Origin of the sequence: Thalassospira sp. MCCC 1A03138, from assembly GCF_002115785.1 — a bacterium.
Taxonomy (GTDB): Bacteria; Pseudomonadota; Alphaproteobacteria; order Rhodospirillales; family Thalassospiraceae; genus Thalassospira.
Genome location: NZ_JFJY01000004.1, coordinates 181,780 through 207,357, shown reverse-complemented (window position 1 = coordinate 207,357; position 25,578 = coordinate 181,780). Strand labels below are relative to the sequence as shown.

The window sequence follows — 25,578 nt, the reverse complement described above, 5'->3', positions numbered from 1 at the left end:
CAGAGAGAGAAAACGACCCAGATGTTTTGCCATGACGGTTGCTGCTGCCATCACCCTTGAAAGCCTTCAGGCCAAAGCCCGTGAAATCGGCTTTGATGTCTGTGGCGTGGCGCGCCCGCAGATTGACGAACGCAATCAGGCGCGGCTCGATGAATTTGTCGCCGCTGCAGAATATGGCACCATGGACTGGATGAATGACCCGGAACGGCTGCCGCGCCGTCGCGATCCGAAAATGCTGTGGCCGGATGTCAAATCCGTCATTGTTCTGGGTTCCAACTATGGCCCTGCGGAAAATCCGCTAACCCTTCTGGACCATCCCGACCGGGCGATGATTTCGGTCTATGCCAGAAATCGCGACTATCATGACCTGATCAAGAAACGCCTCAAACAGCTTGCGCGCTGGATGATCGAACAGGCGCAGAAAGCGGGTGCTGATGGCGAACAGGTCAAGGTGTTTGTCGATACCGCTCCGGTGCTGGAAAAGCCGCTGGGGCAGGCCGCCGGGATTGGTTGGCAGGGGAAGCATACCAATCTTGTGTCGCGCGACTATGGCAGTTGGCTGTTTCTGGGCGAGGTTTTCACGACGCTTGAATTTGATCTGGCTGAACCGGAAATCGATTATTGCGGGTCATGCGCCAAATGCCTTTCGGCCTGCCCGACCGATGCGTTTCCGGGGCCCTACAAACTTGATGCGCGCAAATGCATTTCGTATCTGACGATCGAGCATGATGGCTTGATCCCGCCCCAGTTTCGACGCGCGATGGGGAACCGGATTTATGGCTGTGACGATTGTCTGGCGGTGTGCCCGTGGAACAAGTTTGCCAGCCGGACGCAGGAAATGGCCTTTATCCCGCGCGCCGAACTGACTGCGCCAAGGCTTGCCGATTTCCTTGATCTTGATGACGAGACATTTCGCAGTTTCTTTGCCGGATCGCCGATCAAGCGGATCGGGCGGGCGAAGTTTTTGCGCAATGTCCTGACGGCGGTGGGCAATAGCGGGGCGGTCAATCTTGTGCCGCGTGTCGAAAGCCTTTTGACCGACGACAGCCCGCTTGTGCGCGGATCGGCGGTCTGGGCGCTGTCGCAATTGATGGATGGCAAGGCGTTTGACGCCCTGCGATCCCGTCATGAACGCATGGAAAGTGATCCGGTGGTGCTGGCGGAATGGGCGCGCCCCGCTCCGTGATCCTAGTCGAACGGTACCGTTTCATAATGATAGCGCACATTGCCCGACGGATCGGTCAGTACGATGCCGAACATCGGCTTTAACGGGGCGCGTTCAACCAGTTCTTCTTCCTTTTCATGACGCATGTCGAACGGTTCGCCCTTCTGGCTGCTGCCGCCGACATTGAACGGGATACCCTGCCAGATGCCGTTGCTGGGGCGGTGGAGGTGGCCAAGGAAGATATGCCTGATCTGCGGATTGTTCTTGATGATGGCGGCCAGTTCGGCGTCTGCATCCATCCGGATCGAATCAAGAAACGGCAGGCCCATATCAAGCGGCGGGTGATGCATGAACAGGAACGTTGGCAGGTTTTGGTGCTCTGCCAGTTCGCGTTTCAGCCAGTCAAGCCGGGTATCGCACAATGTGCCGTGATGGGCATCGGGGACGATGGTATCAAGCATCACAAAGCGGATGCCGCCGATTGTCTGACCATGATTGATAAAGCCGTTTTCATCGCGCGGCACATCGGGGAAGGCGGCCAGCATCGGTTCGCGGATATCGTGGTTGCCCGGGATCATGATAAACGGCATGGCAAGGGTCGCGAACAGTTCGACCGCGTGGTCATATTGTTCCGGGCGGCCATGATGGGTGATGTCGCCGGTAATCACGCAGATCGCGGCATCAGCATGATATTCGTTGATCTCGGCAATGACGGCACGCAGCGTTTCACCCGAATGCGGCGGACGCGAAAGATCATCACGGGCCAGCAGATGCGTATCGGAAAGATGTATGAATTTCATAGGGATGCCTTATCATGATCGGGTGACGCCACCGGCATGATGATCGAGTTGCCGAGGATTGGGAAGATATACAGGCCGATGAGCAGCGACGTTCGCAAAAGATCTGTGACAATTGCCGGACACCGGACGAGTTTCTCGCTTGAAGATGCATTCTGGTCCGAACTTCAGGGCATCGCAACACGGCGCGACATGGCAATTGCCGAACTGGTAGCCGAGGTTGACGAAGGCCGCGACGGCAACCTTTCAAGTGCCCTGCGGTTATATGTACTGGCGGATTTGCAGGGGCGGCTGAATTCGTCAGACGGTGCAGGATCATCCGAAACAGGGGATATGGAGAATGAGTGAACCGGTACGGGTTGCCGTGACGGGTGCCAATGGCTTTGTCGGGCAGGCGGTTTGCAGAACGCTGTTGGCGAAGGGATACAGGGTACGCGCATTGTTGCGCCGCGCGGATGCCTTGGCGCAGCCTGTCGATGGTGTGGCAATCGATAGCCGGGTTGTTGGCGATATCAATGCGACAACCGATTGGAAAGATCATCTGAAAGATGTGCAGGCGGTTATTCATCTGGCCGCGCGCGTGCATGTCATGAATGACCAGTCCGATGATCCGCTGGCGGCATTTCGCGCGGTCAATGTTGACGGGACGGCGGGCCTTGCACGGGCGGCACATGCGCAGGGTGTTAAGCGGCTGATTTTCATGAGCTCGATCAAGGTGAACGGCGAGGCGACGACAAACCGGGCCTTTGATGAAAGCAGTCCGACGGCACCGGAAGACCCGTATGGGCAATCCAAGGCCGAGGCGGAACAGATGCTACGCGACATTGCTGCGCAAACCGGTCTGGAAGTCACCATTTTGCGGCCGCCTTTGGTGTATGGGCCAAATGTCGGGGCGAATTTTGCGGCACTGACGAAGCTGGTCCGTCGTGGAATGCCGTTGCCATTGGGGGCGATAGACAATCACCGTTCCCTTGTGCATGTCGATAATCTGGCGGATGCGTGTGTGGCCGCGGTGGCACATCCCGGGGCGGCAAATCAGACCTTCCTTGTTTCGGACGGGGTTGATCATTCAATTGGCCAGATGATCCGCCTGCTGGCAGAGGGAATGGGAAAAAAACCGGTTTTGCTGCCGGTACCCGAAGGGGTTCTGGCCCTGCTGGGTCGGGTAACCGGCAAAAGTGCGCAGGTTTCGCGTTTGACGGGCTCGTTGCAAATTGACAGTCGCGCCATTCGTCGACTGCTGGACTGGCAACCGCCTGTGGATGCGTATGACGGATTGCGCCGTACTGGCGCGTGGTTTGGCAAACAGGGAAGCTAGACCTTCATAAGGGGGGAGCCTTATGTGCGGATTGGCGGGGGCGACGGGGAGTACTGAGCGTCAGCGCGTTCTGGCAGCGCTGCATGCGCTTGCCCATCGGGGACCTGATGATGAAGGGTGCTGGTCTGATCGCTCGGGTGCGCTAACGCTTGGCGTGCGTCGGCTGATCACAACCGATCCGGGGATGGCGGCAAACCAGCCCCTGATTTCACCCGATGGTCGGTTTGTATTGGCGTTCAATGGTTATATCGCGGGGCATCGGCGGCGTATTTTGTCTTTGCGTGAAAAAGGTTCCGTCGTTGAAAGCGACAGTGACGCGGCGCTGGTTCTGGCGGTTCTTGGCAATGCCCTGCGTGATGATGCTGATCCTGCCAAAGCACTTGCCGATCTTTCCGGGCAGTATGCCTTTGCGCTTTGGGATTGCGTCTTGCGGCAGCTTTGGCTGGGGCGCGATCCGGTCGGGATAAAGCCGCTTCATTTTGCAGAATGTAGCGACGGGAACGTGGCGTTTGCGTCCGAGGTCGCAGCCCTGCGTTGCATCATACCGGCCATGCCGGACCAGAATGTTTTTCCGCATTATCTTGCGCACCTATTTGTGCCTGCACCTGCGACGGGCTTTGTCGATATCCGGCAGTTAAGGCCGGGGGAACTGATCTGCTGGCAGGATGGTAAGATTGATAGCCGGATGATCCGGCCAGCCATTTGCCACCGAGCTGCTGGTGGCAACACAGTTGCCGATCTGCGCCGGGCCATTCGCCAGTCGGTGGCCGATGCGATGGATGCGGACCGTAATGTTGGCATGCTTTTGTCCGGTGGAGTGGATAGTGGTGCGATTGCCGCCATGGCGTGTGATGTCGCGCGTGAACGCGGGCAAAAGCCGCCGCCGGGATTTGTCATGCAATTTGACAATGCCGAGATGGATGAAACACCGCGGGCGCGGCAGTTGGCAAAGCATCTGGGCATGGAGTTGCACATTGTCGTGGCACCTGACGGGCCCGAAGAAATTCTGGCGCATCTGAATGATGGCCTGCGGGCTTTTGGGGCGCCCTTTGGCAATCCGTCGGTTGTTTTGATGCAGGCGCTTGGTGCGGCGGTATCAAGGCACGTGCCGATCTGTCTGGCAGGGGATGGCGGGGATGAGCTGTTTGGGGGCTATCCGCGCTATCAGGCGGCCGCGATATTCGGTGCGTGGCAGTCTGTTCCGGGTTTCATCCGACGAAAGATGGCAGGCAATATTGCCCGGTTGCTGCCGCGCGGGGGGGCGCGGTTTGTTCGGGGCGGGCAGGGCGACGCACAAAGGGCGTTTCAATACTGGAATGATCGTTGCGGATTGACGGAATTGGGCGCGCGGTTAGTGGTACCCGAGGGTTTGCCAGACGGTGATTTGTGCGATCAGATGATGGCGTTTGACCGACGGGTGACATTGCCGGGAAATCAGCTTGCGATGTCGGACCAATGTGGCATGGCATATGGGCTGGAATACCGGGTGCCATTGCTGGGCCATGACGTGATGGCAATTGCCGGGCGTGTTGCGGCACGCGGGCATCTGCGGGACGGTGCGAAGTCGTTGTTGCGTGCGGCCATCGCGCCGATGATGCCGGATGGCTATCTCCGTGCATCCAAGGTCGGCTTCAATCCACCGGTGTCGGACTGGCTGGTAAAGCTTGGTGGGCTTTTGTGGGGGTGCGAGGCCCGGATTATCCAGATGCTGTTTGCTGATCTGCCGATACTGGATTGCGCGCGGCAGGATTACTGGCGCAGGGCAACACGGCATGGCGAGCAGGATATGGCGCTTGGCCTTTGGGCGTTACTCGTTTGGCGGATTTGGCAGACGCATCTTGCAACGGATCGCGGGGCAGAGATCAAGTATGCAAAAGGCAGCGTGGGTGGATCGATAAAGGCGGCTGTTCAAGCAGAAACGTTGTCCGAGGCAGCGATGTGAAAATCGTGCATTTGGCTTGGACTTGGGTGTGGGCTGGGAGCTTGGACTGAGGTTTTGCCGAGGTTTCGGGCTCAGTCTTTAATGCTGTCTCTGCCTTAAGCTTAACCTCGGCCCCGGCCTCTGTAGGAGGTGTGGCCGGGGTGGCGAGAGTTGTCGTGGGGGCAGGCTATTGAGGCCCTTGCGGATTGCCCCAGCCGCGTGAGCGGCGGTAAAGATTAAGCGCGGTCAGGGCCGTTGGTGCCAGCAGTACGACCTGGCGTGACAGGGCGAGGATGCGGCCTTCGTCGATATCGTCTTCTTCAAAGAAATTCTGTGTGACCCCGCACAAATCGGAAAGCTGGCGCAAGCCAAAGGTGCCTGAGGTGCTTTTGAGCACATGGACCTCGTCCCGGACGGTTGCGAGGTCGTCATTTGACAGCGCGTTGTCAATTTTGACCAAGCGGGTTTCGGTTTCATTGATGAAAAGGTCGATACCGCATGATGCCCCTTCGTCCCCGGCGTCGGCATAAAGCTGTTCGAGGGTGCGGATATCAAGAACCGGGCTTGAGGGGGGATCAAGGCGTTCCGGGCGGGTGAGGCGAGCGCCCTTGGAACGCAGCACGGGCGGCGGTGACAGTCGTGCGGTCGGGGTCGCACCGTCCGGGGACCGGCTGATGAGGTCGCGGATGGTATCAAGAAGCTTGGTCCGCTGGATCGGTTTGTTGATGAATTCGTCCACGCCGGACTGACGCGCAATGACGTTCCAGTCGCGCGACTGGTGGGCAGACAAGGCAATGATGGGGGTATGGGCAACCGGCCCCTGCATGTGGCGGATGCGGCGCGTCGTATGCAATCCGTCCATATCGGGCATTTCAACATCCATCAGGATCAGATCGGCGGTGACCCCGCGACGCAGCATGTTCAGCACGGTCTGTCCGTTGGTGGCCTCGACAATGCCGTATCCTTCGGCTTGCAGGATGCGGCGCGCGACCATGCGGTTGCTTTCGCTGTCATCGGCGATGATCACGGTACCGATTTTGGTGTCATTGGCCGATGCCGGAAGGGCAATCGGGTGGGGATGCTCCGCCTGCGGCTTGACGAAGCAGACGGAAATCATGCCGCCATCAGCAAGCTCGGTCTCGGAAAACAGCAGGTCTTCCTCGGCAACGCCGGTAATCAGCTGTTCCCAAGCCGGGTTCGCATAGATGATTCGTTCATTGCTGTCAAAAAGAGCGATGCCTGCACTTGTCTGTGCCAGTGCATCGATGATCTGGTTATTCATTGGCCACCTTATCGATTCGGTGCCCAGTCCCACATCGCGAATGTAGATTTATATCTTTATATGAAACGTAAACGTTCCTGCCGCGAATTTGGTATTGTTACATCTTTTTCTTATAAGTCCATGGTTTTTACCAATTGCAGCCCACAAGTCTGCCTTGGTCATGAAACATTTTGCAAAACAAACGTTTCATTGAGCTGCATAATTGAAACATTCGTTGCAAATCCGGTGGCGCTGTGGCGTAGTTTTTCGATCAATTGACCACAGGAACGCAGGAAAATGGGTGTTTACACCGATTTGCGCGAAAAGCTGATTTCGGACTATGCAACGCTGAGCCCGCAAATGCAGAAGGCAGCGCGCCATATCCTTGATCATCCCAATGATGTTGCCCTGCGATCAATGCGCGCCCTTGCGCGTGCGGCGAATGTCCCGCCCAGCACGGTCACGCGCCTGATGGCAGCCATCGGTGTTGATACGTGGCAGCAGTTTCGCGACAGTTACCAGAACCGGTTGCTTGACCTGCCGGCAAGTTACGCACACCGGGCCCGAGAACTGCAAAACAGCGAAGCCGATATCCATCGCGATGCACATCTGCTGCAAAGCATCGCGGCGGCGGAGATTGCCAATATCGGGCATGCATTCGCACCGGAAATGTGCGAATGCATGAAGGACGCGTGTGAACATATTGCGCGCGCCCGTCAGGTTTTTGTCGTCGGGCGTGGTGCGGCCTATCCGGCGGCGTATCAGTTTGCCTATGCCTATCGGCTGTTTAACGAAAATGGTGTTCTGGTTGACGGGCATGCAGGCGCATTCGGCGATCAGTTGCGCGGGATTGGCCCGCGGGACGTTCTGATTGCCGTCGGGGCACGCCCCTATATTCGCGATACGGTGCGCGCGGTTGCGTTTGCCCGCAAACAGCATTGCCCGGTGATTGCGGTTTGTGATTCGAACGTTGCGCCGATTGCGGTCGATGCGGTTGCAAAGCTGGTCGTATCAGACCGTTCCCCATCCTTTTTCCAAAGCTTTACCACCAGCGTTTCGGTCATGCAGGCGCTTGTCGCCCTTCTGGTTGCGCGCGGCGGTCAAAAGGTACTGCAACGGATTGCCGTTGCGGAAGAACAACTTGCGGCTTTCGATGCCTATCATGAAGAAGCCGCCCCCACCCGGAATTCCCGATCATGACACAGCCCCACAGCAAGCCCGAAACCTATGTCCTTCATCGCAGCAGTCTTGCGACCCCGCCGCGTGCGGTGCGGGGGGAAAGCATTTATATCTTTGATCAGAATGGCAAAAGTTATCTGGATGCCAGCGGTGGAGCCGCCGTTTCGTGCCTGGGGCATTCCGACCCGGCGGTGCGTGCAGCGATGCATGCACAGATTGATCAGATTGCCTATGCCCATTCGGGTTTCTTTTCCACCGATGCGATGGAAGAACTGGCCGAAGACCTTGTCACCCATGCCCCCGAAGGCATTGCCAAGGCGTATTTCGTCTCGGGCGGGTCCGAGGCGACCGAGGCGGCGCTTAAAATGGCGCGGCAATATTTCCTTGAGATCGGGCAGCCGGACCGGAAATACGTGATTGCGCGCCGCCAGTCCTATCATGGCAATACGCTGGGCGCGCTTTCGGTTGGCGGGAATATGTGGCGTCGCAAGCAGTTCGAACCGCTGCTGATTACGGCAAGCCATATCGCGCCCTGTTATCCGTATCGCGACCAGTTGCCGGGCGAAAGTGATGCGGCGTATGGTTTGCGGGTCGCCAATGAACTTGAAACCGCGATCCTTGAACTGGGGGCCGACAGCGTTGCCGCCTTTGTCGCCGAGCCGGTTGTCGGCGCAACATCGGGTGCGGTTGTACCAGTGCCGGGATATTTCAAACGCATCCGCGAGATTTGCGATCAGTATGGTGTGCTTCTGATCCTTGACGAGGTCATGTGCGGTATGGGGCGCACCGGCACCCTGCATGCGATTGAACAGGAAGGCATTTCGGGTGATTTGCAAACCATCGCCAAGGGGCTGGGTGCCGGATACCAGCCGATTGGTGCGATCCTGGTGTCGAAGAAAATCGATGATGCGATTGCCAATGGATCGGGTTTCTTTCAGCACGGTCATACCTATCAGGGGCATGCAACCGCCTGTGCCGCAGCCCTTGCAACCCAGCGGACCATCCGTGAACGCGACCTTCTGGCCAATGTCGTCAAGCAGGGCGAATTGCTGGCCGATGGATTGCGCGAACGGTTCGGGCAGCACCCGTTTGTTGGCGACATTCGGGGCCGGGGATTGTTCCGGGGTGTTGAGCTGGTCGCGGATCGCGAAACTAAAGACCCGTTTGATCCGGCGCGCAAGATCAACGCCAGGATCAAGAAGGCGGCCTTTGCGCGCGGGTTGATGGCCTATCCGATGGGGGGCACGATTGATGGCGTGCGCGGCGATCACGTGCTGTTTGCGCCGCCCTTTATCGTGACCGGGGATGATGTAGCAAGGATCGTTGAACTGTTTGAATTGGCGATGAATGACGTGTTTGCCGCCGAGGGGCTTTTGTAATGTCTTATGGTGAAACCCCGTTTCTGATCGCATCGGCCCCCAATGGCGCGCGCAAAACCAAGGCCGATCTGCCCAGCATTCCGATTACACCAGCGGAACTGGCACTAGAAGCCGCCAACTGCAAGGCCGCCGGGGCGGCAATGATGCATCTGCATGTGCGTGATGACGATCAGAAGCACAGCATTGATGTGGGCCGTTATCGTGAAATGCTGACCGAGGTCAGGGCCAGTGTCGGGGATGACATGCTGCTTCAGGTCACAAGCGAGGCGGTCGGCATGTATAGCGCGCAGGACCAGATGGCGATGATTCGCGGGCTTGTGCCCGAAGCCGTTTCAATCGCGGTTCGCGAAATTGCGCCGGAAAATGCCGACCTGAACGAACTGCGCGATTTCTTTGCCTTCATGCGCGAGGCGGATATCCTGCCGCAATTCATCCTTTATGCGCCAGGAGACGTGATACGGTTCAACCAGCTTGTGCGTGATGGCGTCATTCCGGGTGAAAAGCTGCCGGCGCTTTATGTTCTGGGCCGTTACACCACGGGGCAGGTATCCGATCCCAAGGACCTTTTGCCGTATCTAGAGACGTCGCCCTTTGTGTCGGAATGGATGCTGTGCGCCTTCGGGGCGCATGAAAATGCCTGCGCGTTGACGGCTGCCGGATTGGGTGGTCATGCGCGTATTGGTTTTGAAAATAATCATCTTTTGGTTGACCGTTCGGGTGCGGTCGACAATGCTGCTTTGATCGTTCAGGCGCGCGAAGGCGCGTATCTTATGGGGCGGACTGTTGCGACCAGTGATCAGGCGCGAAAAATCATGCAACCACAGTGGTGAACTGTGGTGCGCCAATGAAAACAGACTGGTTACCTGACATAAAAGTATCAGGGGGTTTCGGGGTTATAGGGTTTCAATTCTTGAGGCTCGTCATTATAATCCCCTCGCTGAAACATCTGATTTATCTGATGTTTCCATGTTTTTCCGTCGCATCCTCGCGGTGTGGTTGAAAACTTTATAACAGGGTGTAATAGGGAGCTAATCCTGATGAAGAAACTTATTGCTGTAGCGGGTGCCATTGCCACCTTGGCAGGTGCGTCGCTGTTCGCCGGACAGGCATCGGCACAGGAAAACCGTTTTATCACCATCGGTACCGGTGGCGTGACGGGCGTTTACTATCCGACCGGTGGTGCAATCTGCCGTCTTGTGAACAAAGACCGTAAAGAGCATGGCATTCGTTGCTCGGTCGAGTCCACTGGTGGTTCGTCCTACAACATCAACACCATTCGTTCGGGCGAGCTGGATCTTGGCGTTGCCCAGTCTGACGTTCAGTACTATGCCCTGAATGGTGAAAAAGCATTCAAAGACGTCGGCCCGTTCCCGGAACTGCGTGCTGTCTTCTCGATCCATCCAGAGCCGTTCACCATTGTTGCCCGCGCTGATTCCGGCATCAAAACCTTTGATGACCTTAAAGGCAAACGTGTCAATATCGGTAACCCGGGTTCGGGTAGCCGCGACACCATGGAAATCGTGATGAACGCCAAGGGCTGGACCCTTGACGATTTCGCACTGGCATCCGAGCTGAAGCCGGCTGAACAGTCGCAGGCGCTTTGCGATAACAAGATCGATGCGATGCTTTATGTCGTTGGTCATCCGTCCGGTTCGATTCAGGAAGCTGTATCTTCCTGTGATTCTGTTCTGGTGGAAGTTGCCGGTCCGGAAATCGACAAACTGGTTGCCGATAACCCGTATTACCGTGTTGCCACCATTCCGGGCGGCATGTATCGCGGTAACCCGGAAGACGTGAAAACCTTCGGTGTTGGCGCGACCTTCGTTTCATCGACCGCAACCGATGCGGACGTCGTTTACAATGTTGTCAAAGCAGTCTTTGAAAACTTTGACGATTTCAAAAAGCTGCACCCGGCTTTTGCGATCCTCAAAAAAGAAGAAATGGTCAAAGACGGCCTTTCGGCACCGCTGCATGACGGCGCTGTCAAATACTTCAAAGAAGCTGGCCTGATGTAAGACAGGTTGAAACGGGAGGCACGGCGTGCCTCCCGTTTTGTTTTCTTCCGTCCTGCGGGCATCTTAAAAAAATTTGATCAAAATGGCGCACGATGATGTGCCGATATGCTCCGTGGGCGACCGGGTAAGTGTCGACGGAGGTTTTTTGTTTCTGGGCTATTGGTTTGGGCCACCCGAAACAGAAACCGCGTTCAGACCGGGAGTTTGCAATGACCGACGATAAAAGCGCGACACAGGGTCCATCGGACCAGGATCTTCAGGATCTGATCGCAGAAAATGATACAGGCGCGCGCCAGCCGACCGGCATGACGGCAAAAATTTTGCTGTATGTTGCCGTGGCCTGGTCGCTGTTCCAGCTGTGGCTGGCATCGCCACTGCCCTATATTGTCAGTTTTGGGGTTTTCAATTCGACCGAAGCACGGTCGATCCATCTGGCTTTTGCCGTGTTCCTGGCGTTTCTGGCCTATCCGGCTTTCAAGAATTCACCGCGAAGTTATATTCCGGTTTTTGACTGGGTCCTGGCGGCTGCCGGGGCATTCTGTGCCCTTTATATCTTTATTTTCTACCGCGAGCTGTCATCGCGTCCGGGCTTGCCGATCACGCAGGATCTTGTGGTTGCCGGTGCCGGTCTGGTGCTGTTGCTTGAAGCAACGCGCCGCGCACTTGGCCCGCCCCTTATGGTCGTGGCGATGGTGTTCCTTGCCTATGTTTTCTTTGGCAATGCGCCGTGGGTGCCCGATGTCCTGCAATGGGCGGGTGCAAGCTTCTCCAAGGCGATGTCGCATCAGTGGATCACGACCGAAGGCGTGTTCGGGATTGCGCTTGGCGTTTCGACCAGCTTCGTGTTCCTGTTTGTGCTGTTTGGCTCGTTGCTCGATAAAGCCGGGGCTGGCAACTATTTCATCAAGGTGGCGTTTGCAGCCCTTGGTCACATGCGTGGCGGTCCGGCAAAGGCTGCAGTTCTGGCATCGGCGATGACCGGGCTTATTTCAGGCTCCTCGATTGCCAATGTGGTGACGACCGGGACCTTTACCATCCCGTTGATGAAGCGTGTCGGTTTCTCGGGCGAGAAGGCCGGTGCGGTCGAAGTCGCATCGTCGGTCAACGGGCAGATCATGCCGCCGGTCATGGGGGCTGCGGCCTTTTTGATGGTGGAATATGTCGGTATTCCCTATCCGGAAGTCATCAAGCATGCCTTCCTGCCGGCGACGATTTCCTATATCGCGCTGATTTATATCGTTCATCTTGAGGCGCTTAAGGCCGATATGAAGGGCCTGCCGAAACGTCAGACATCCACCGTGCAGCAAGTGCTGATGCGTTCGCTTCTGTTCGTGCTGTCGCTGGTTATTCTTGCGGGTGTGATTTACTACGCGATCAATTTCCAGAAACAGATATTCGGTAACGCGGTGGGCTGGATTGTCGCGGTCGAATGTGCCGCGATCTATTTTGCCGGTCTGTATTATGCGGCGAAATATCCTGATCTTGAACTGGATGATCCCAACAAGCCGGTGCTGGAGCTTCCGGCACTGGGCGAAACCGCCAAGTCCGGCCTGCATTATCTGCTGCCGGTCGTGGTTCTGGTCTGGTTCCTGATGATCGAGTTGAAATCACCCGGATTGTCGGCCTTCTGGGCGACGGTTCTGATGCTGTTCATCATGCTGACCCAGCGTCCGGTCAAGGCGTTCTTCCGCAAGCAGCCGGACTATATGGCCAGTGTGAAGGAAGGCATTGCCGATGTGATTGACGGTTTTGCCACCGGGGCGCGCAACATGATCGGGATCGGGGTCGCGACGGCGGCGGCCGGTATCATCGTGGGTACGGTGTCGCTGACCGGGATCGGTCAGGTGATGGTCGAATTCGTTGAACTGATTTCGGGCGGCAATCTGATGCTGATCCTGATCTTTACCGCGATCATCAGCCTGATCCTTGGCATGGGCTTGCCGACCACGGCGAACTATATCGTGGTGTCGAGCCTGATGGCACCGGTGATTGTTGAACTGGGGGCTGCGAACGGCCTGATCGTGCCGTTGATTGCGGTGCATCTGTTCGTGTTCTATTTCGGCATCATGGCCGATGTGACGCCACCGGTTGGTCTGGCATCCTTTGCTGCGGCTGCGGTTTCGGGGGCCGACCCGATGAAGACCGGCTTCGTCGCGTTCTTTTACAGCATGCGTACCGCCGTTCTGCCGTTCCTGTTCCTGTTCAACACGCAGCTTCTGCTGATCGGGCTTGATCATCCGTTTGAAGTGGTGATGGTGATCTTTGTCGCGATTGTTGCGATGCTGGTCTTTGCCGCAGGGACGATGGGGTATTTCTTCACCCGGTCGAAACTGTGGGAAAGTGCGGCACTTCTGCTGATTGCCTTTACCCTGTTCCGTCCGGGTTTCTGGCTTGATCTGCTGGAGCCGCCCTATGAAAACCTGCCCGCGACCGAGATTGTTGAAAAGGCGGCCGATATGCCCGCCAATACCAGCATTCTTCTGGATGTCGAGGGCATCAGTCTTGAAGGCGACGAAGTCAGCAAATCGGTGATGTTGCCATTGGGGCCGGAAGCATCGGGTGAAGACCGTCTTTACAATGCGGGCATTGCGGTTCGCAACGAAGACGGCAAGGTCTTTATCGATGATCTGGTATTTGGTGGTCCGGCCGAGAAAGCGGGACTTGATTTCGACTTTGAAATCACCGCGATCAAGATCGAAGCCGACCGCATGCCCAAAGAGGTGTTCTTTATCCCGGCGTTTATTCTGCTGGGCGGGATCATCGTATTGCAACGCCGTCGCCGTCGTGCCGAAGCGGCCTAAGGAGGGCCAAGTCCATGTATAAGGATATTCTGGTTACAGTGGATCTTGATCACGATCTGTCCTGGAAAAAAGCCATTCCGGTTGCAATCAAGCAAGCCCAGGCATTCAATGCGCGCCTTCATGTCCTGACCGTGGTTCCCACGGTCGGGATGTCGATGGTCGGGCAGTTTTTCCCCAAGGGTTACGAGAAAAAGGTTCTTGATGCCTATAACGAAAGACTGCACCAGTTCGTTTCCGAACATATTCCGTCCGACCTTAAGGTTCAGCATATCGTGGGCCAGGGGACGGTTTATGAAGTGATCCTGAAAATGGCGAAAAAGACCAATTGCGATCTGATCGTCATTGGGGCACACCGCCCCGAATTGAAGGATTACCTTCTGGGGCCGAACGCCGCACGCGTTGTGCGCCATGCCGATTGTTCGGTGATGGTGGTTCGCGACTGATTGCTATCGTTCCGGACAGACATGAAAAGGGGCAGCGCCAAAAGCACTGCCCCTTTTGCATGGTCAGGGCGACGGATCGGCCCGGTTATTTGGCAGCACAGGGATTTGCCGCACACGGATTGGCAGCGCAGGGGTTAGCCGCCGCGCAAGGATTTGCAGCACAAGGGTTGGCTGCGCACGGGCTGCAGGGATTGACGACCTTTTTGGCCGCGCACGGGTTTGCGGCACAGGGGTTTGCGGCACAGGGGTTGGCCGCGCAAGGATTGGCTGTGCACGTCGCGACTTCGGCGGTCGGTGTCGGAAGCGGGGCTGCCATTGCCATCGGGGCCGCGATGGCAAGGCCGGCGCCAACGGCAATCGCGGGGATCAGGGCCGACTGGGAGAAGAAGCTGGATTTTTTGGACATTGATTGCCTCACTGATTAAGCGTTCATTTCGATCTGACGGTAGGGACGTTGAATGTTTTTCGTCCGATGCAGGCCAATATGCGCCAAATCAGGTCGCCCGGAACGTCACATGGTTTCACTGTTGTGTGAGAGAGCCGTGTGAGAGAAGCGGTCAAAAGATGCCCAAGGTTGAATGAGTGGCGAACAATTTATGTTTGATTTTTTATGCTTTGGTATCAAAACGATTGAAAAATCGATAGATTTTACGCATTTAAGAAATCAGGGATACGGGGAGCGGAGCATGGCGTACGGTTGAATAAACCGTGAGAACAGCCATCACGGAGACCGGAACAGACAATGAAAAAACAGCAGAGTCACATGATCGGCGGTCTTTTTGCGGCCGTTTTGGCCGCGATGTCGTTGCCCGGTTCTGTGCGGGCGCAGTCCGCGGATGTACCCTATGCTGATGTGGCGGAAATTCCGGCCGGTTGGTTCTTTCAGGGATCGGATGCGATTGAACGGCAATATGCCTATCAGATTGATGAGCAGGTCTATGGCCATGACATCAGCCGCCGGAATCGCTGGTACGATGTTGAAGTCGATAAATGGCACATTTATCTGCCCGACTATTTCATCATGAAAACGCCGGTCACCAATGATCAGTATGCCGCCTTTGTCCGGGATACCGGTCGTGAAGCGCCTGATATCAGCGAGGAAGACTGGGAAAGTCTTGGTCTGATTTACGGATATGACGCGACCCGTCCGTTTGCGTGGCAGAATGGCGAGCCGCCGCGTGGCAAGGGCAATCATCCGGTTGTTCTGGTGTCGTGGCGTGATGCCCAGGATTATGCCATCTGGCTAAGTTTGAAAACCGGCATCAAGTGGCGAATCCCCGAAGAAATCTATTGGGAGAAGGCGGTTCGCGGTGCGGACGGCATTTTCTATCCCTGGGGAAATATTTATGATCCGCTGCAATTGAACAGTGCCGATCGCGGCCCGTTTGATACCGTCCCGGTGGGGCAGTTCGAACCGGGGCCTTATGGGCTGTATGACGGGGCGGGGCAGGTGTTTGAATGGACGGCCACCAGTTTGCAAGCCGGATACCGTATTGTTAAGGGCGGATCTTGGGATGATCGGGGATGCGGTGTTTGCCGCCCCGCCGCCCGCCATGGCAGGCCGGAACATATGCAGCATATCCTTATCGGATTTCGGTTGATGCATGAATAGCGGCCTGTTTTCGAAGCAGGCTTGCACATTGTGACAGAATCACTAATTCTTGAACGGGATTAATTGGCCGTCATGGCCATGGACGGGTTATTTCTGCCGCTGCGGATAGGATTCTCATCGCAAGGTTACTGGTGTTGGAATGACCGGAATTGCAATTGACTGGACATCGCTTCCGACCGGACGGCTTGAACGGATGCTGACTGCGGGACGCGATGTTATGGAATGCCACCGGGTCTTGACGGTGACAGGCGATAATGTTGTCGGTGAACTGATCAAGACGGCGGGGCCTTTTTATGAATGGACGCATTATCCCGAAGGGGATGTGTATGACCGCAATTCGCACGCCCAGTTTTATTATCATGCCCATCCCAAAGACGAACAGCGCAGTTGGAACGAGCATGGACATTTCCATACCTTCCTGCGGCCGCGCGGTATGCCGTCCGGGTCAAAGCCGGTACCGATTGAGGGATTTGACTATCCCGAAGGGCCAAATGACGCGCTGTCGCACCTGGTTGCGGTATCGATGGATGAATACGGTTTTGCCCAGCGTCTGTTCACCACCAACCGCTGGGTGACCGGCGAAGTCTGGTATGACGGCGAAACCGTGATCAATATGCTCGAAAACTTCATCATTGATCATGCGCAACCATCCTGGCCGGTAAATCGCTGGATATCGGGGATGATCTTTTTGTATCGGCCGCAAATCGAACAGCTGATCCGCCTGCGTGATGTGGCAATCAACGAATGGCGTGAAAAGTATCCTGACCGCGATGTTTACGAAGATCGCGACCTGGAAGTGACATCGACCATTGACATCCGGGTCGAGGAGCAAATCCGCGCGATCACCGAGGAACTTGGTCGGCGACGCGCCGCAGCGTGATATCTTTGCACGCATGAAAACGGCCAATGCAGAAGCACTGGCCGTTTTTTATTCCGGTACCGGATATCGAAAGGTTTAGTGCGCTTTCAGATATTCGATGACATCGGCAATTTCGTCTTCTTTTTTCAGCTTGAAGGTCATCTTCGAGCGTTCTTTCGAACCCGAGATTTCGCTAAGCTTGGCTGACGGATCCTGAAGATAATCAACCAGGAAGGCTTCATCGATGGTGAAACCTTTTTCACAAGCAGCCTGATAGCCTTTGCCGTATTTAAAGTCGGCGACATGGCCACATTGTGCGCCGAACGCACCCGCCAGCGATGGGCCGACCTTGTTCTGGCCGGCTTCAATGCTGTGGCAGGCAGCGCATTTCTTGAAAACTTTTTCGCCTTTTTCGGCATCACCAGCCATTGCCGGTGCCATGCCGAGTACGGCCAGAGTGGCGGCGATGGTAAGCGTTTTGGTCCAATTCATATTGCGGGCCTCTCTTGGTCTGCGGTGGTAGGGTCCCCACTACATTGTGTCGTTGGTTGGTTCACAAGTGAACCGAAAAACATAAACAGAAGCAAAAATTCGCTTTTCGTTAAAAAAGATCGGCTTACTGTTGAGTTTCCCGAATTCGACACGACATTTACCACATGCAGGAACTGAATAATTTGCGTTTAGTCAATCGGCCCTACGGTGTATAAAGAATTACAAATGGTTGGCAGCCGATTGCTTAGCGTGCCGGGAGAACTCCATTGCCGCGTATAACCAAAGAAGATCTTAACAATCTGATCCAGGATCCTTCCGGGAAGAATCGTGCCGAAACGGCCGAGAAAATCAGCCGTGAATTTTCTGCTGAAAGCCTGAGTGACAGCGAACGCATTCTTGCCGAGGATATTTTCCGGCTGATGGTGCGTGACGCGGAAGTGCGTGTGCGCAAGGCGCTGGCCAAGAACCTTAAGCAGACTCCGCTTGTGCCCCACGATGTTGCCGCGACCCTTGCACGCGATGTCGATGATGTGGCCCTGCCGATCCTGAAATTTTCCGAAGTTCTCAATGACGAGGATCTGGTCGACATTATCGGTGACAATGCCGACAGTGTTGAAAAACAGCGTGCCATCGCATCGCGTCCGCATGTGTCGGAAATCGTTTCGGCAACTCTTGTCGATATCGGTCATGAAGACGTGATGGTCGATCTGATTTCGAATGACGGCGCACAGATCAGCGAACATTCGCTGCAAAAGGTTGTGGATGAATTCGGCGAGAACGAGCGCATCCAAAAGCCGATGATCGAACGCAACCATCTGCCGATCACGATTGCCGAACGGCTGGTGACGCTGGTGTCTGACCGGATGCGATCCGAACTGATTGCGCGCGGCCACATCCCTGAGGGGATCGTGAATGCGGTCATGACCCAGTCGCAGGAAAGTGCGACCATCGGCCTTCTGGGGGATGGCGCGGAAGAACGCGATGTCGAGCTTCTGGTTGAACATCTTCACACCAACAACCGTCTGACCAGCGGTCTAATCCTGCGTGCGCTTTGCATGGGCGATGTTGCCTTTTTCGAAGCCGCCCTTGCGCGCCGTGCCGGGGTGTCACTGATCAATACCCGCATTCTGATCCATGATAGCGGCCCGTTCGGGCTTGAAGCGATTTACAACAAGGCTGACATGCCCAAACATTTCTTCCCGGGCATTCGCGCGGCCATAGAAGTTGCGCGTGAAACCGACCTTGATGGCGGGGAACGTGATCGGGAACGCTATTCACGCCGGATGATTGAACGGGTTCTGACCCAGTATGGTGATCTTGGTGTCGAATTCGATTCAGACGATGTCGATTACCTGATGGGCCGTATGCTGCAATTGCCAAGCGAGCGGAACCTGCCGCAGCAATAGTCCGGCATCCCTTTGGACATTAAAGATTACAGCCGCCCTGTCGGGGCGGTTTTTCTTTGGGTTGCAGGGGATGGAAACAAAAAAGGCACCGTTTGCACGGTGCCTTTGATGTGACAGACATAAGCCTATTCAAGAATGGTATTTGGCATCCACAGCGCCAGTTCCGGGAAATACATCACCAGCAACAGCCCGATCACCTGCAGGATGACAAAGGGAATGATGCCTTTGTAAATCTGCTGGATGGTGATCGATTTCGGTGCGACGCCCTTAAGATAGAACAGGGCAAACCCGAAGGGCGGTGTCAGGAAGCTGGTTTGCAGGTTGACCGCAACCATGACGGCAAACCAGGTCAGTACCTGTGTCTCGGTCGGGCCAATGCCGGCAACGGCAAGGTGATCACCAAAATCAAGCTGTGCAATGACCGGGGCAAAGATCGGCAACACGATCAGGGTGATTTCGACCCAGTCGAAGAAGAAGCCAAGTATGAACACGATCAGCATCAGCAGGAACAGAACGCCCCATGCGCCAAGGCCGGCGCTGTCGACCAGATCAACAACCAGATCATCACCGCCCAGTGAACGGAACACATAGGAGAAGACGGTTGCACCGGCAAACAGGAAGAACAGCATGGCGCCGGTCAAAGCCGACCGTTCGCAGACGTCCTTAAGCACATCCCATTTCAGGCGGCCCTTGACCAGTGCCAGGAAGGTCGCACCAACCGCACCAACGCCTGCGGCCTCGGTCGGGGTGGCAAAACCGGCAAAGATCGAGCCCAGCACCAGAACAATCAGGAAGACCGGCGGGATGAAGCTGCGCAGCATCATGCGTACCATATCCATGCCATGGACGGCTTCAGCATCAGGCAGGGGCGGGGCAAGATGCGGCTGCATCTGGCAACGCACAAAGATATAGATCGTATAAAGTGACGCCAGCAGCAAACCCGGAATGATCGCCGCCAGAAACAGGTTGCCGACCGATACCGACAGAAGGTCGGACATCAGAACCAGCATGATGCTTGGCGGGATCAGAATGCCGAGCGTTCCCGATGCGGCAATCGTCCCGGTCGCAAGCGATGGATCATAATTACGGCGCAGCATGACCGGCAGGGCAAGCAGGGTCATCATCACAACCGATGCACCGATGATGCCGGTGGTGGCGGCCATAATCGTACCCATCAGGGTAACCGAAAGTGCCAGACCACCGGGAACCTTGCGCATCAGCACGTTCAGGCATTCAAGCAGGTCTTCGGCAACGCCGCTTTTTTCCAGCATCGTGCCCATATAGATGAACATCGGAACGGCAACCATCACCATGTTTTCGGCGATGCCACCCCAGATGCGCGATACGATGTTGAAGAATTCAATGAATGAGAAGACGTCATAGGCCATGCCAAGGAAGCCAAAGGCGATCCCGATGCCCGAAATGACGAATGCGACCGGCAGCCCCGAGAAGACCAGAATGCCCAGCGAGGCAAACATGATCAGCGGAAACCAGTCTTCGATATAGAAGTTTTCCATTTGGAATTATCCCCGTTCCGCAATCAGTCTTTGAGCCTGGCGGCTTTGTTGCCAAGGTCTGCGTGATGTGTTGCGCCGACATAGTGACCCGCACGGCTGCGCAGGTTGCTAGGGCCGAACACAAAGACATAGCATTTCAGGAAGACCGAAAAACCGGCCATGGCGAGAAGGCCGAAGCCGATGGGGATGGTTGATTTGATGAGCCAGCGATGGGTCAGCCCCGTGGTCGAGGCAGAGACTTCGTGGTTTTCGAAGGATCGAAGGACAAAATCATAACCAAAATAAATCACCAGTGCGCAGAACGGCAGAATGCAGATAATCGCGCCGATCATCTCGACGATGGCGCGTGTGCGCGGGCGCAGATTGTCACGGATCAGTTCGATACGGACATGAGAGTCACGAATATAGCCAAAACCGAAACACAGCATGAACAGGCCGGTATGGAGATGCCATTCCAGTTCCTGCAGCTTGATGGAACCCTGACCGCCGAATTTACGCTGGATCACGTCAAACATGATCGTCAGCATCAGCGGAATGGCGAGCAGGGCGGCCCATTTCCCGATACGGGAAACGATGGCATCAATGCCGTCACTCAGTTTTAGTAGCGCTTCCATTAAAAAGCCTCCCGGGTCTTTTCTTAATCGCGGTCAAGGCCGGGGCCATTGGCGCCCGGCCTTGCCGAGACTTTTTTGTGGTCCGACACAAGGTCGCATCAGGACCGGGAAAGATTAATCGAGATATCCGATGTCTTTCCAGATTTTGTAGTTGGCACGGAAGCCCTGCAGGCTGTCATAGGCTTCTTTGAAGTCCGCATCCTGCGCAGAAAGTTCGCCTGCAACCTCTTCCCATGCACCACGCATGGCATCAAGCATTTCAGGCGACCATTTCTTGATGTTCACGCCTTTTTCCTGAAGTTCTTTCAGGGCCGAGAACTGGATTGCTTCACCTTCGGCGAAACCATAAGCCAGGTTGTCGTTGCAGACGGCTTCGATCTGTGCCTGCTGGGTTTTGTCAAGACCGTCCCACTTCTCCTTGTTGATCATGAGATCGAAGAAGGTGGACTGCTGATGCCAGCCCGGGAAGTAGTAGTATTTGGCGACCTGATGGAAGCCCAGTTTAAGGTCGATCGCCGGCATGGAGAATTCGGTCGCGTCAATCGTGCCGAGTTCAAGTGCCGGATAGATGTCGCCAGCCGACAGAAGCTGGGTCGAAACACCAAGCTTTTCCATCACTTTTGCGCCAAGACCGAAGAAGCGCATTTTCAGGCCTTTAAGGTCTTCAACCGTGTTGATTTCCTTGGAGAACCAGCCCGATGCTTCCGGTGCGATCAGGCCGCAGAACAGCGACTTGATGCCATGTTCTGCGTAAAGACGGTCAAAGATTTCCTGACCGCCGCCAAATTTGACCCATGCCAGATATTCACCAGCCTGCGGACCAAACGGAACGGCACCAAAAAGCTGCAATGCCGGAACCTTGCCCGCCCAGTAACCCGGGGTGGAGAAGGCGGCATCGATGGAACCGGTTGAAACCGCATCAAATACTTCAAGTGCCGGAACAAGTGCGCCCGGCTCGTAGAATTTAATCTGAATGTTGCCGCCGGAAACTTCGTCGATCTTTTCGTCAACGCGTTTGCCAAGCGTACCAAGCTGGGTCAGGCTACCCGGATAGGTCGAGCCCATTTTCCAGCGAACACGATCAGCCGCATCCGCGTCAGGTGCAACCGTTGTCAAAGCAGCCGCTGCAAGGACGGCCACACAGGTTGCAGATTTCAAAATATTAGCAAATTTCATTCGTAGCTTCCTCCCTAAGAAGTCCGAAATTGGTATTACCACGTCAGGTCGATAACCGCCTTTTGCTTTTATTATTGCTGGCGGAAACTCCCCGTTCCTCTTGTTGCAGGGCGAAGCTTAAGCGTATTTCGCAAGTATGGGCAAGTTTGTTTCGCCCGCTGCGCAAGAAAATATCTTCGCGAACGCACAAAAATGACTTGATTTCGCTCAAAAAACCGGGATTTCCGCATGGGAATGCGTATTTATACGGGCTTCAGCATATTGCATAACTCTCATTTAAAGTTGTTATAGCAGAAAGACCCGGTAACCCGCGCCATGGTTGCGAATCGATTGGCAGAGAAACCGTTTTCGGATTGTCGGTGCGCTCTGGCGCCGCCATCCGCAATGTTGGCAATGTGAGTACAGGGGCGCAAAAGTGCGATGATAAAGTTTGCGCTTGCGAACGGTAATGCGAATTTGTTGCAGCGCGGTGCGCTCGAATTGGTTGCTGGAAACCGCTTTGGGAAAGACTACTTGATAAGCCGTACAGAAAGATGGTTGCGCGGTGTCTGCGCCTCATAGAATGGACGGGGATAAGGAGGCAAGTTAGGCGGGGAAAGGGGCCCGGAAATGAAAACGGGAAGCCTTTGAGAAAGACTTCCCGACTGATGGTCGGAGCGAGAGGATTCGAACCTCCGACCCCTGCCTCCCGAAGACAGTGCTCTACCAGGCTGAGCTACGCTCCGTCAGTGGGCGGTTGTTTAGCCCTTCTTTCGGGCTGGATCAAGCATAAACCGGTCGGTGGGCGCGAAAAACTTTGCCACTTTACGACAGATGATTTCACGGTTGCGCGGTGTGGGCATCAATCGCTTTGCGGGTGAATTCGGCGGGGTTTGTGCCAATACGCAAAAGGCCCCGAAACGGAAACCGTTTCAGGACCTTTGAATGATGGTCGGAGCGAGAGGATTCGAACCTCCGACCCCTGCCTCCCGAAGACAGTGCTCTACCAGGCTGAGCTACGCTCCGTCATTCTGCGAAGCCGGGTGATAATCCCAAATACGGACCGACGCAAGGGTTTTTTGCGCCAATCCGCCGGGACCCCGGCATGCGATATCAGTATGGGCGCGAAATGCAGAACTCGACCGCCTCGATCATCGCATCCTTGATCGGGCCATCGTCAAAGCGCGTCAGGGTATCGATGGCAAGCTGGCCAAATTCGCGTGCACGGTCCATGGATGCGCTAAGCGCGTCATATTTGCGGATCAGTTCCTGTGCGCGATCAAGATCGCCATCCTGGAATTCCTGATCTTCCATGCAACGGCGCCAGAAGGCCTTTTCCGCGTCATCGCCCTTGGCATAGGAAATGATGACCGGCAGGGTAACCTTGCCGTCCCGGAAATCATCGCCAACGGTTTTACCCAGCGTCGCCTGATGGGCGGAATAATCCAGAACATCGTCGATCAGCTGGAAAGCGGTGCCAAGATAGATGCCATAAAGACGAAGCGCTTCTTCGTCCTCGGCCGAACGATTGGCAATCACCGCACCGATCTGTGACGCTGCCCCGAACAGGGCGGCGGTTTTGGCGGTGATGACTTCAAGATAGGCTTTTTCGGTGGTCGCCATGTCATTGGCGGTCGAAAGTTGCAAAACTTCGCCTTCGGCAATGACGGCGGACGCCTTCGCCAGGATATCAAGAACCTTGAGCGAGCCGTTTTTGACCATCACGACAAAGGCGCGCGCAAACAGGAAGTCACCGACTAGGACGCTGGCTTCGTTGCCAAACAGGGCATTGGCCGATGCCTGACCACGGCGCAGCAGGCTTTCATCAACGACATCGTCATGCAGAAGTGTTGCGGTGTGGATAAACTCGACACAGGCCGCAAGATCAACCGCCGATGTGCCGCCCTGATAGCCGCAAAGCTGGGCGGATGCCAGTGTCAGCATCGGGCGCATGCGCTTGCCACCAGCAGCGACAAGATGGCTTGCCAGTTGCGGGATCAGCGCGACTTCGCTGTGCATGTTGTCAATGATGACCTGATTGACGCGCTTCATGTCGGCATCGACAAGGCGGATCAGGGAGTCCAGGCTGGGTTCGGTCGTCTGCTGCGTTGCGATATTGGTCACGCTGTAATCCGAAACAATTTCTCGCGTATTGACCCCGCCCACCGGGACGGGTAACGCTGATTTCAGTGGGCGGCCTCAACATAGAGATGCCGGGTGGTGACGGTCAAGTGGACAAATGGTTGCCAGGCAGGCAACAATAGCCGCTTTGCCGTCATTTTTACCCAAATATGTTCTGCCAGACACATATATGGATAAGATAAACATACAATAACAACCGGGGCGCATAAATCGCATGATCGAGCTATTTCGCAGCAACGACCCGATCGAGCTCAGCTGGGCGCAATCGGTTCTCGCCGACGAAGGCATCGCCAGCCATATTTTTGATTACCACGCCAGCATTCTCGAAGGATCCATCGGCGCACTTCCAAGGCGTTTGATGGTTGAGCCCCAGGAAGAAAGCCGGGCCAAATACATCCTTGATATTGCCAGACGCGAACTTGATGCGCATAACGCACAGCATGATCCCGATACCGAGGAAGTCCAAGACTGAAAATCAGTCAGACATCGGCAAGGTTGCAGGAATTTAGGCATTTATGACCCGAACCGATAGCGCATTTCATGTTCCCGATTTTGCGGAAGAACGCATCAGCCACGATTTTCTGCTGGGCGGTTCGGTGACGTTAAAACAGCCGATAGATGGGTATCGGGCGGCGGTTGATGCTGTTTTGCTGGCCGCGTCCGTGTCGATCAATTCCAGACGGGATCAGAAAATACTTGATGTCGGGGCGGCTGTCGGGTCGGCCGGGTTATGTGTGGCACGCCGTCTGGCCGATGCCGAAGTGACCGGGGTCGAGTTGCAGGACGATCTCTATGCGCTGTTTTGCCGTAACATTGTCGAAAATGATCTGGTGGGCCGGGTAACGCCGGTTCATGGCGATATCAATGACCGGTCCTTGCCGCTGGTGGCCGAAAGTTTTGATCAGGTGATTTCAAACCCACCCTTCTATGCAGGGGGAACGCGCCCCGCCAATGAAAGCCGGGCCAAGGCGCATCAGGAAGGCACGGCTGATCTTAAGGACTGGATCAATTTCTGCCTTAAGATGGTCCGCCGGAAGGGCCGGGTCACCATCGTGCATCGGGCGGATCATCTCGACCGGATCATCGGGCTTTTGTATGGCCGGGCAGGCGACATGACCATTTACCCGATCTGGAGCAAGGCCAGCGCCGATGCACCGCTTCGCGTGATTGTCTCGGCCCGCAAGGGCGTTTCATCGCCGGTTACCCTGAGGCGGGGAATTGTGTTGCATGATTCTGAGGGCAACTATCTGCCGGAAATCGAGGTAATTCTGCGAAACCCTGCCGGGATAGAGTTGTAGTGTTCCGTGCCCTTTAAGGCGTTAATCTTTTCAGTGAGCTGTTTTTTAGCAGACGAAAAGATTCCCTCTACAATCTAAAAAACAATTTCAGGTTTTAGAACGATAAATTTTTGCCCGCATCTTGAAAGGGCGAAGCAGGGCGATCAAGTAATGCGCTAATGTGAAATAGCTTTTAGTCTTTTCGCCGAGTACTCGCTGAATCCG

The 25,578-nt window shown here is 55.6% G+C and carries 23 protein-coding genes and 2 tRNA genes; 16 read left to right on the top strand and 9 right to left on the bottom strand.

Features of this window, described 5'->3' with window-relative positions; translation table 11 throughout:
• Positions 1–31 precede the first annotated feature (31 nt).
• Entirely contained in the window at positions 32–1,186 is a 1,155-nt protein-coding gene (gene queG, locus TH468_RS10740) for a tRNA epoxyqueuosine(34) reductase QueG (RefSeq protein WP_085643951.1), read from the top strand.
• Positions 1,187–1,188: 2 nt separating this feature from the next.
• Here queG and TH468_RS10735 read toward each other — a convergent pair whose 3' ends face one another.
• Entirely contained in the window at positions 1,189–1,965 is a 777-nt protein-coding gene (locus TH468_RS10735) for a phosphodiesterase (protein ID WP_085643949.1), read from the bottom strand.
• Positions 1,966–2,043: 78 nt separating this feature from the next.
• Here TH468_RS10735 and TH468_RS10730 point away from each other — a divergent pair, with 78 nt between their 5' ends.
• From TH468_RS10730 to TH468_RS10720, 3 genes are read left to right on the top strand one after another with little or no spacing between them, the layout of a single operon-like run.
• A complete protein-coding gene (locus tag TH468_RS10730; RefSeq protein WP_062958434.1) occupies positions 2,044–2,310 on the top strand; it encodes a ribbon-helix-helix domain-containing protein in 267 nt (88 codons plus the stop codon).
• On the top strand, positions 2,303–3,280 hold the full coding sequence (locus TH468_RS10725; RefSeq protein WP_085643947.1) for an SDR family oxidoreductase: 978 nt from the start codon (positions 2,303–2,305) through the stop codon (positions 3,278–3,280). The genes TH468_RS10730 and TH468_RS10725 overlap by 8 nt, the downstream gene beginning before the upstream one ends.
• 22 nt (positions 3,281–3,302) lie before the next feature.
• Positions 3,303–5,222, top strand: coding sequence for an asparagine synthetase B (locus TH468_RS10720; protein ID WP_085643945.1), 1,920 nt, complete (start codon positions 3,303–3,305; stop codon positions 5,220–5,222).
• Positions 5,223–5,388: 166 nt separating this feature from the next.
• Here TH468_RS10720 and TH468_RS10715 read toward each other — a convergent pair whose 3' ends face one another.
• Positions 5,389–6,483: a response regulator gene (locus tag TH468_RS10715; protein WP_085643943.1), complete on the bottom strand. Its 1,095-nt coding sequence runs from the start codon at positions 6,481–6,483 to the stop codon at positions 5,389–5,391.
• Between the two features lie 276 nt (positions 6,484–6,759).
• Here TH468_RS10715 and TH468_RS10705 point away from each other — a divergent pair, with 276 nt between their 5' ends.
• The 9 genes from TH468_RS10705 (at position 6,760) to TH468_RS10665 (ending at position 16,771) form a co-directional block, all read left to right on the top strand.
• Positions 6,760–7,662 (top strand): MurR/RpiR family transcriptional regulator, encoded by a 903-nt coding sequence (locus TH468_RS10705; RefSeq protein ID WP_085643940.1) that lies wholly within the window; start codon positions 6,760–6,762, stop codon positions 7,660–7,662.
• Entirely contained in the window at positions 7,659–9,020 is a 1,362-nt protein-coding gene (locus TH468_RS10700; protein WP_085643938.1) for an aspartate aminotransferase family protein, read from the top strand. The genes TH468_RS10705 and TH468_RS10700 overlap by 4 nt, the downstream gene beginning before the upstream one ends.
• Entirely contained in the window at positions 9,020–9,850 is an 831-nt protein-coding gene (locus TH468_RS10695; RefSeq protein WP_085643936.1) for a 3-keto-5-aminohexanoate cleavage protein, read from the top strand. Before TH468_RS10700 ends, TH468_RS10695 begins: the two co-directional genes overlap by 1 nt.
• 207 nt (positions 9,851–10,057) lie before the next feature.
• Positions 10,058–11,035 carry a TAXI family TRAP transporter solute-binding subunit gene (locus TH468_RS10690; protein ID WP_085643934.1) on the top strand — a complete coding sequence of 326 codons (978 nt, stop codon included), beginning with the start codon at positions 10,058–10,060 and terminating at the stop codon, positions 11,033–11,035.
• Positions 11,036–11,244: 209 nt separating this feature from the next.
• Complete coding sequence (locus TH468_RS10685; protein WP_085643932.1) at positions 11,245–13,836, top strand: TRAP transporter permease; 2,592 nt, start codon at positions 11,245–11,247, stop codon at positions 13,834–13,836.
• Positions 13,837–13,850: 14 nt separating this feature from the next.
• Positions 13,851–14,279 (top strand): universal stress protein, encoded by a 429-nt coding sequence (locus tag TH468_RS10680; RefSeq protein WP_007089662.1) that lies wholly within the window; start codon positions 13,851–13,853, stop codon positions 14,277–14,279.
• Between the two features lie 89 nt (positions 14,280–14,368).
• Complete coding sequence (locus TH468_RS21615; protein ID WP_168177122.1) at positions 14,369–14,704, top strand: hypothetical protein; 336 nt, start codon at positions 14,369–14,371, stop codon at positions 14,702–14,704.
• Between the two features lie 317 nt (positions 14,705–15,021).
• Positions 15,022–15,891, top strand: coding sequence for an SUMF1/EgtB/PvdO family nonheme iron enzyme (locus tag TH468_RS10670; RefSeq protein ID WP_085643930.1), 870 nt, complete (start codon positions 15,022–15,024; stop codon positions 15,889–15,891).
• Positions 15,892–16,030: 139 nt separating this feature from the next.
• Complete coding sequence (locus tag TH468_RS10665; protein ID WP_085643928.1) at positions 16,031–16,771, top strand: hypothetical protein; 741 nt, start codon at positions 16,031–16,033, stop codon at positions 16,769–16,771.
• Positions 16,772–16,846: 75 nt separating this feature from the next.
• Here the strand turns inward: TH468_RS10665 and TH468_RS10660 are convergent, their stop codons facing one another.
• Positions 16,847–17,242, bottom strand: coding sequence for a cytochrome c family protein (locus TH468_RS10660; protein ID WP_085643926.1), 396 nt, complete (start codon positions 17,240–17,242; stop codon positions 16,847–16,849).
• A 266-nt stretch (positions 17,243–17,508) separates the two neighbouring features.
• On the opposite strand from TH468_RS10660, the gene TH468_RS10655 reads away from it, so the two are divergent.
• A complete protein-coding gene (locus tag TH468_RS10655; RefSeq protein ID WP_085643925.1) occupies positions 17,509–18,648 on the top strand; it encodes a DUF2336 domain-containing protein in 1,140 nt (379 codons plus the stop codon).
• A gap of 125 nt (positions 18,649–18,773) precedes the next feature.
• Here TH468_RS10655 and TH468_RS10650 read toward each other — a convergent pair whose 3' ends face one another.
• The 6 genes from TH468_RS10650 to TH468_RS10625 form a co-directional block, all read right to left on the bottom strand.
• A complete protein-coding gene (locus TH468_RS10650) occupies positions 18,774–20,165 on the bottom strand; it encodes a TRAP transporter large permease subunit (protein ID WP_085643923.1) in 1,392 nt (463 codons plus the stop codon).
• Positions 20,166–20,188: 23 nt separating this feature from the next.
• A complete protein-coding gene (locus TH468_RS10645; protein WP_085643921.1) occupies positions 20,189–20,779 on the bottom strand; it encodes a TRAP transporter small permease subunit in 591 nt (196 codons plus the stop codon).
• A 114-nt stretch (positions 20,780–20,893) separates the two neighbouring features.
• Positions 20,894–21,955, bottom strand: coding sequence for a TRAP transporter substrate-binding protein (locus tag TH468_RS10640; protein ID WP_085643919.1), 1,062 nt, complete (start codon positions 21,953–21,955; stop codon positions 20,894–20,896).
• A gap of 648 nt (positions 21,956–22,603) precedes the next feature.
• Positions 22,604–22,680 (bottom strand) — tRNA-Pro (locus tag TH468_RS10635).
• A 203-nt stretch (positions 22,681–22,883) separates the two neighbouring features.
• Positions 22,884–22,960 (bottom strand) — tRNA-Pro (locus TH468_RS10630).
• Positions 22,961–23,047: 87 nt separating this feature from the next.
• On the bottom strand, positions 23,048–24,058 hold the full coding sequence (locus TH468_RS10625) for a polyprenyl synthetase family protein (protein ID WP_168177121.1): 1,011 nt from the start codon (positions 24,056–24,058) through the stop codon (positions 23,048–23,050).
• Positions 24,059–24,290: 232 nt separating this feature from the next.
• Between TH468_RS10625 and TH468_RS10620 the strand changes: the two genes are divergently transcribed.
• Together TH468_RS10620 and TH468_RS10615 are read left to right on the top strand one after the other, a co-directional pair.
• The gene (locus TH468_RS10620) at positions 24,291–24,548 is read left to right on the top strand and encodes a DUF2007 domain-containing protein (protein WP_085643915.1); all 258 of its coding nucleotides are present in this window, start codon (positions 24,291–24,293) and stop codon (positions 24,546–24,548) included.
• 43 nt (positions 24,549–24,591) lie between these two features.
• A complete protein-coding gene (locus TH468_RS10615) occupies positions 24,592–25,374 on the top strand; it encodes a tRNA1(Val) (adenine(37)-N6)-methyltransferase (protein WP_085643913.1) in 783 nt (260 codons plus the stop codon).
• The last annotated feature ends 204 nt before the right edge of the window (positions 25,375–25,578 follow it).

Bases quoted from the DNA above. Each gene is read 5' to 3' on its own strand.
- TH468_RS10690 (WP_085643934.1), top strand. From the start codon at position 10,058: ATGAAGAAACTTATTGCTGTAGCGGGTGCCATTGCCACCTTGGCAGGT.
- TH468_RS10615 (WP_085643913.1), top strand. From the start codon at position 24,592: ATGACCCGAACCGATAGCGCATTTCATGTTCCCGATTTTGCGGAAGAA.
- TH468_RS10665 (WP_085643928.1), top strand. From the start codon at position 16,031: ATGACCGGAATTGCAATTGACTGGACATCGCTTCCGACCGGACGGCTT.
- TH468_RS10650 (WP_085643923.1), bottom strand. From the start codon at position 20,165: ATGGAAAACTTCTATATCGAAGACTGGTTTCCGCTGATCATGTTTGCC.
- TH468_RS10645 (WP_085643921.1), bottom strand. From the start codon at position 20,779: ATGGAAGCGCTACTAAAACTGAGTGACGGCATTGATGCCATCGTTTCC.
- TH468_RS10670 (WP_085643930.1), top strand. From the start codon at position 15,022: ATGAAAAAACAGCAGAGTCACATGATCGGCGGTCTTTTTGCGGCCGTT.
- TH468_RS10725 (WP_085643947.1), top strand. From the start codon at position 2,303: ATGAGTGAACCGGTACGGGTTGCCGTGACGGGTGCCAATGGCTTTGTC.
- TH468_RS10685 (WP_085643932.1), top strand. From the start codon at position 11,245: ATGACCGACGATAAAAGCGCGACACAGGGTCCATCGGACCAGGATCTT.
- queG (WP_085643951.1), top strand. From the start codon at position 32: ATGACGGTTGCTGCTGCCATCACCCTTGAAAGCCTTCAGGCCAAAGCC.
- TH468_RS10620 (WP_085643915.1), top strand. From the start codon at position 24,291: ATGATCGAGCTATTTCGCAGCAACGACCCGATCGAGCTCAGCTGGGCG.
- TH468_RS10735 (WP_085643949.1), bottom strand. From the start codon at position 1,965: ATGAAATTCATACATCTTTCCGATACGCATCTGCTGGCCCGTGATGAT.
- TH468_RS10700 (WP_085643938.1), top strand. From the start codon at position 7,659: ATGACACAGCCCCACAGCAAGCCCGAAACCTATGTCCTTCATCGCAGC.
- TH468_RS10660 (WP_085643926.1), bottom strand. From the start codon at position 17,242: ATGAATTGGACCAAAACGCTTACCATCGCCGCCACTCTGGCCGTACTC.
- TH468_RS10695 (WP_085643936.1), top strand. From the start codon at position 9,020: ATGTCTTATGGTGAAACCCCGTTTCTGATCGCATCGGCCCCCAATGGC.
- TH468_RS10715 (WP_085643943.1), bottom strand. From the start codon at position 6,483: ATGAATAACCAGATCATCGATGCACTGGCACAGACAAGTGCAGGCATC.
- TH468_RS10640 (WP_085643919.1), bottom strand. From the start codon at position 21,955: ATGAAATTTGCTAATATTTTGAAATCTGCAACCTGTGTGGCCGTCCTT.
- TH468_RS10720 (WP_085643945.1), top strand. From the start codon at position 3,303: ATGTGCGGATTGGCGGGGGCGACGGGGAGTACTGAGCGTCAGCGCGTT.
- TH468_RS10680 (WP_007089662.1), top strand. From the start codon at position 13,851: ATGTATAAGGATATTCTGGTTACAGTGGATCTTGATCACGATCTGTCC.
- TH468_RS10705 (WP_085643940.1), top strand. From the start codon at position 6,760: ATGGGTGTTTACACCGATTTGCGCGAAAAGCTGATTTCGGACTATGCA.
- TH468_RS10730 (WP_062958434.1), top strand. From the start codon at position 2,044: ATGAGCAGCGACGTTCGCAAAAGATCTGTGACAATTGCCGGACACCGG.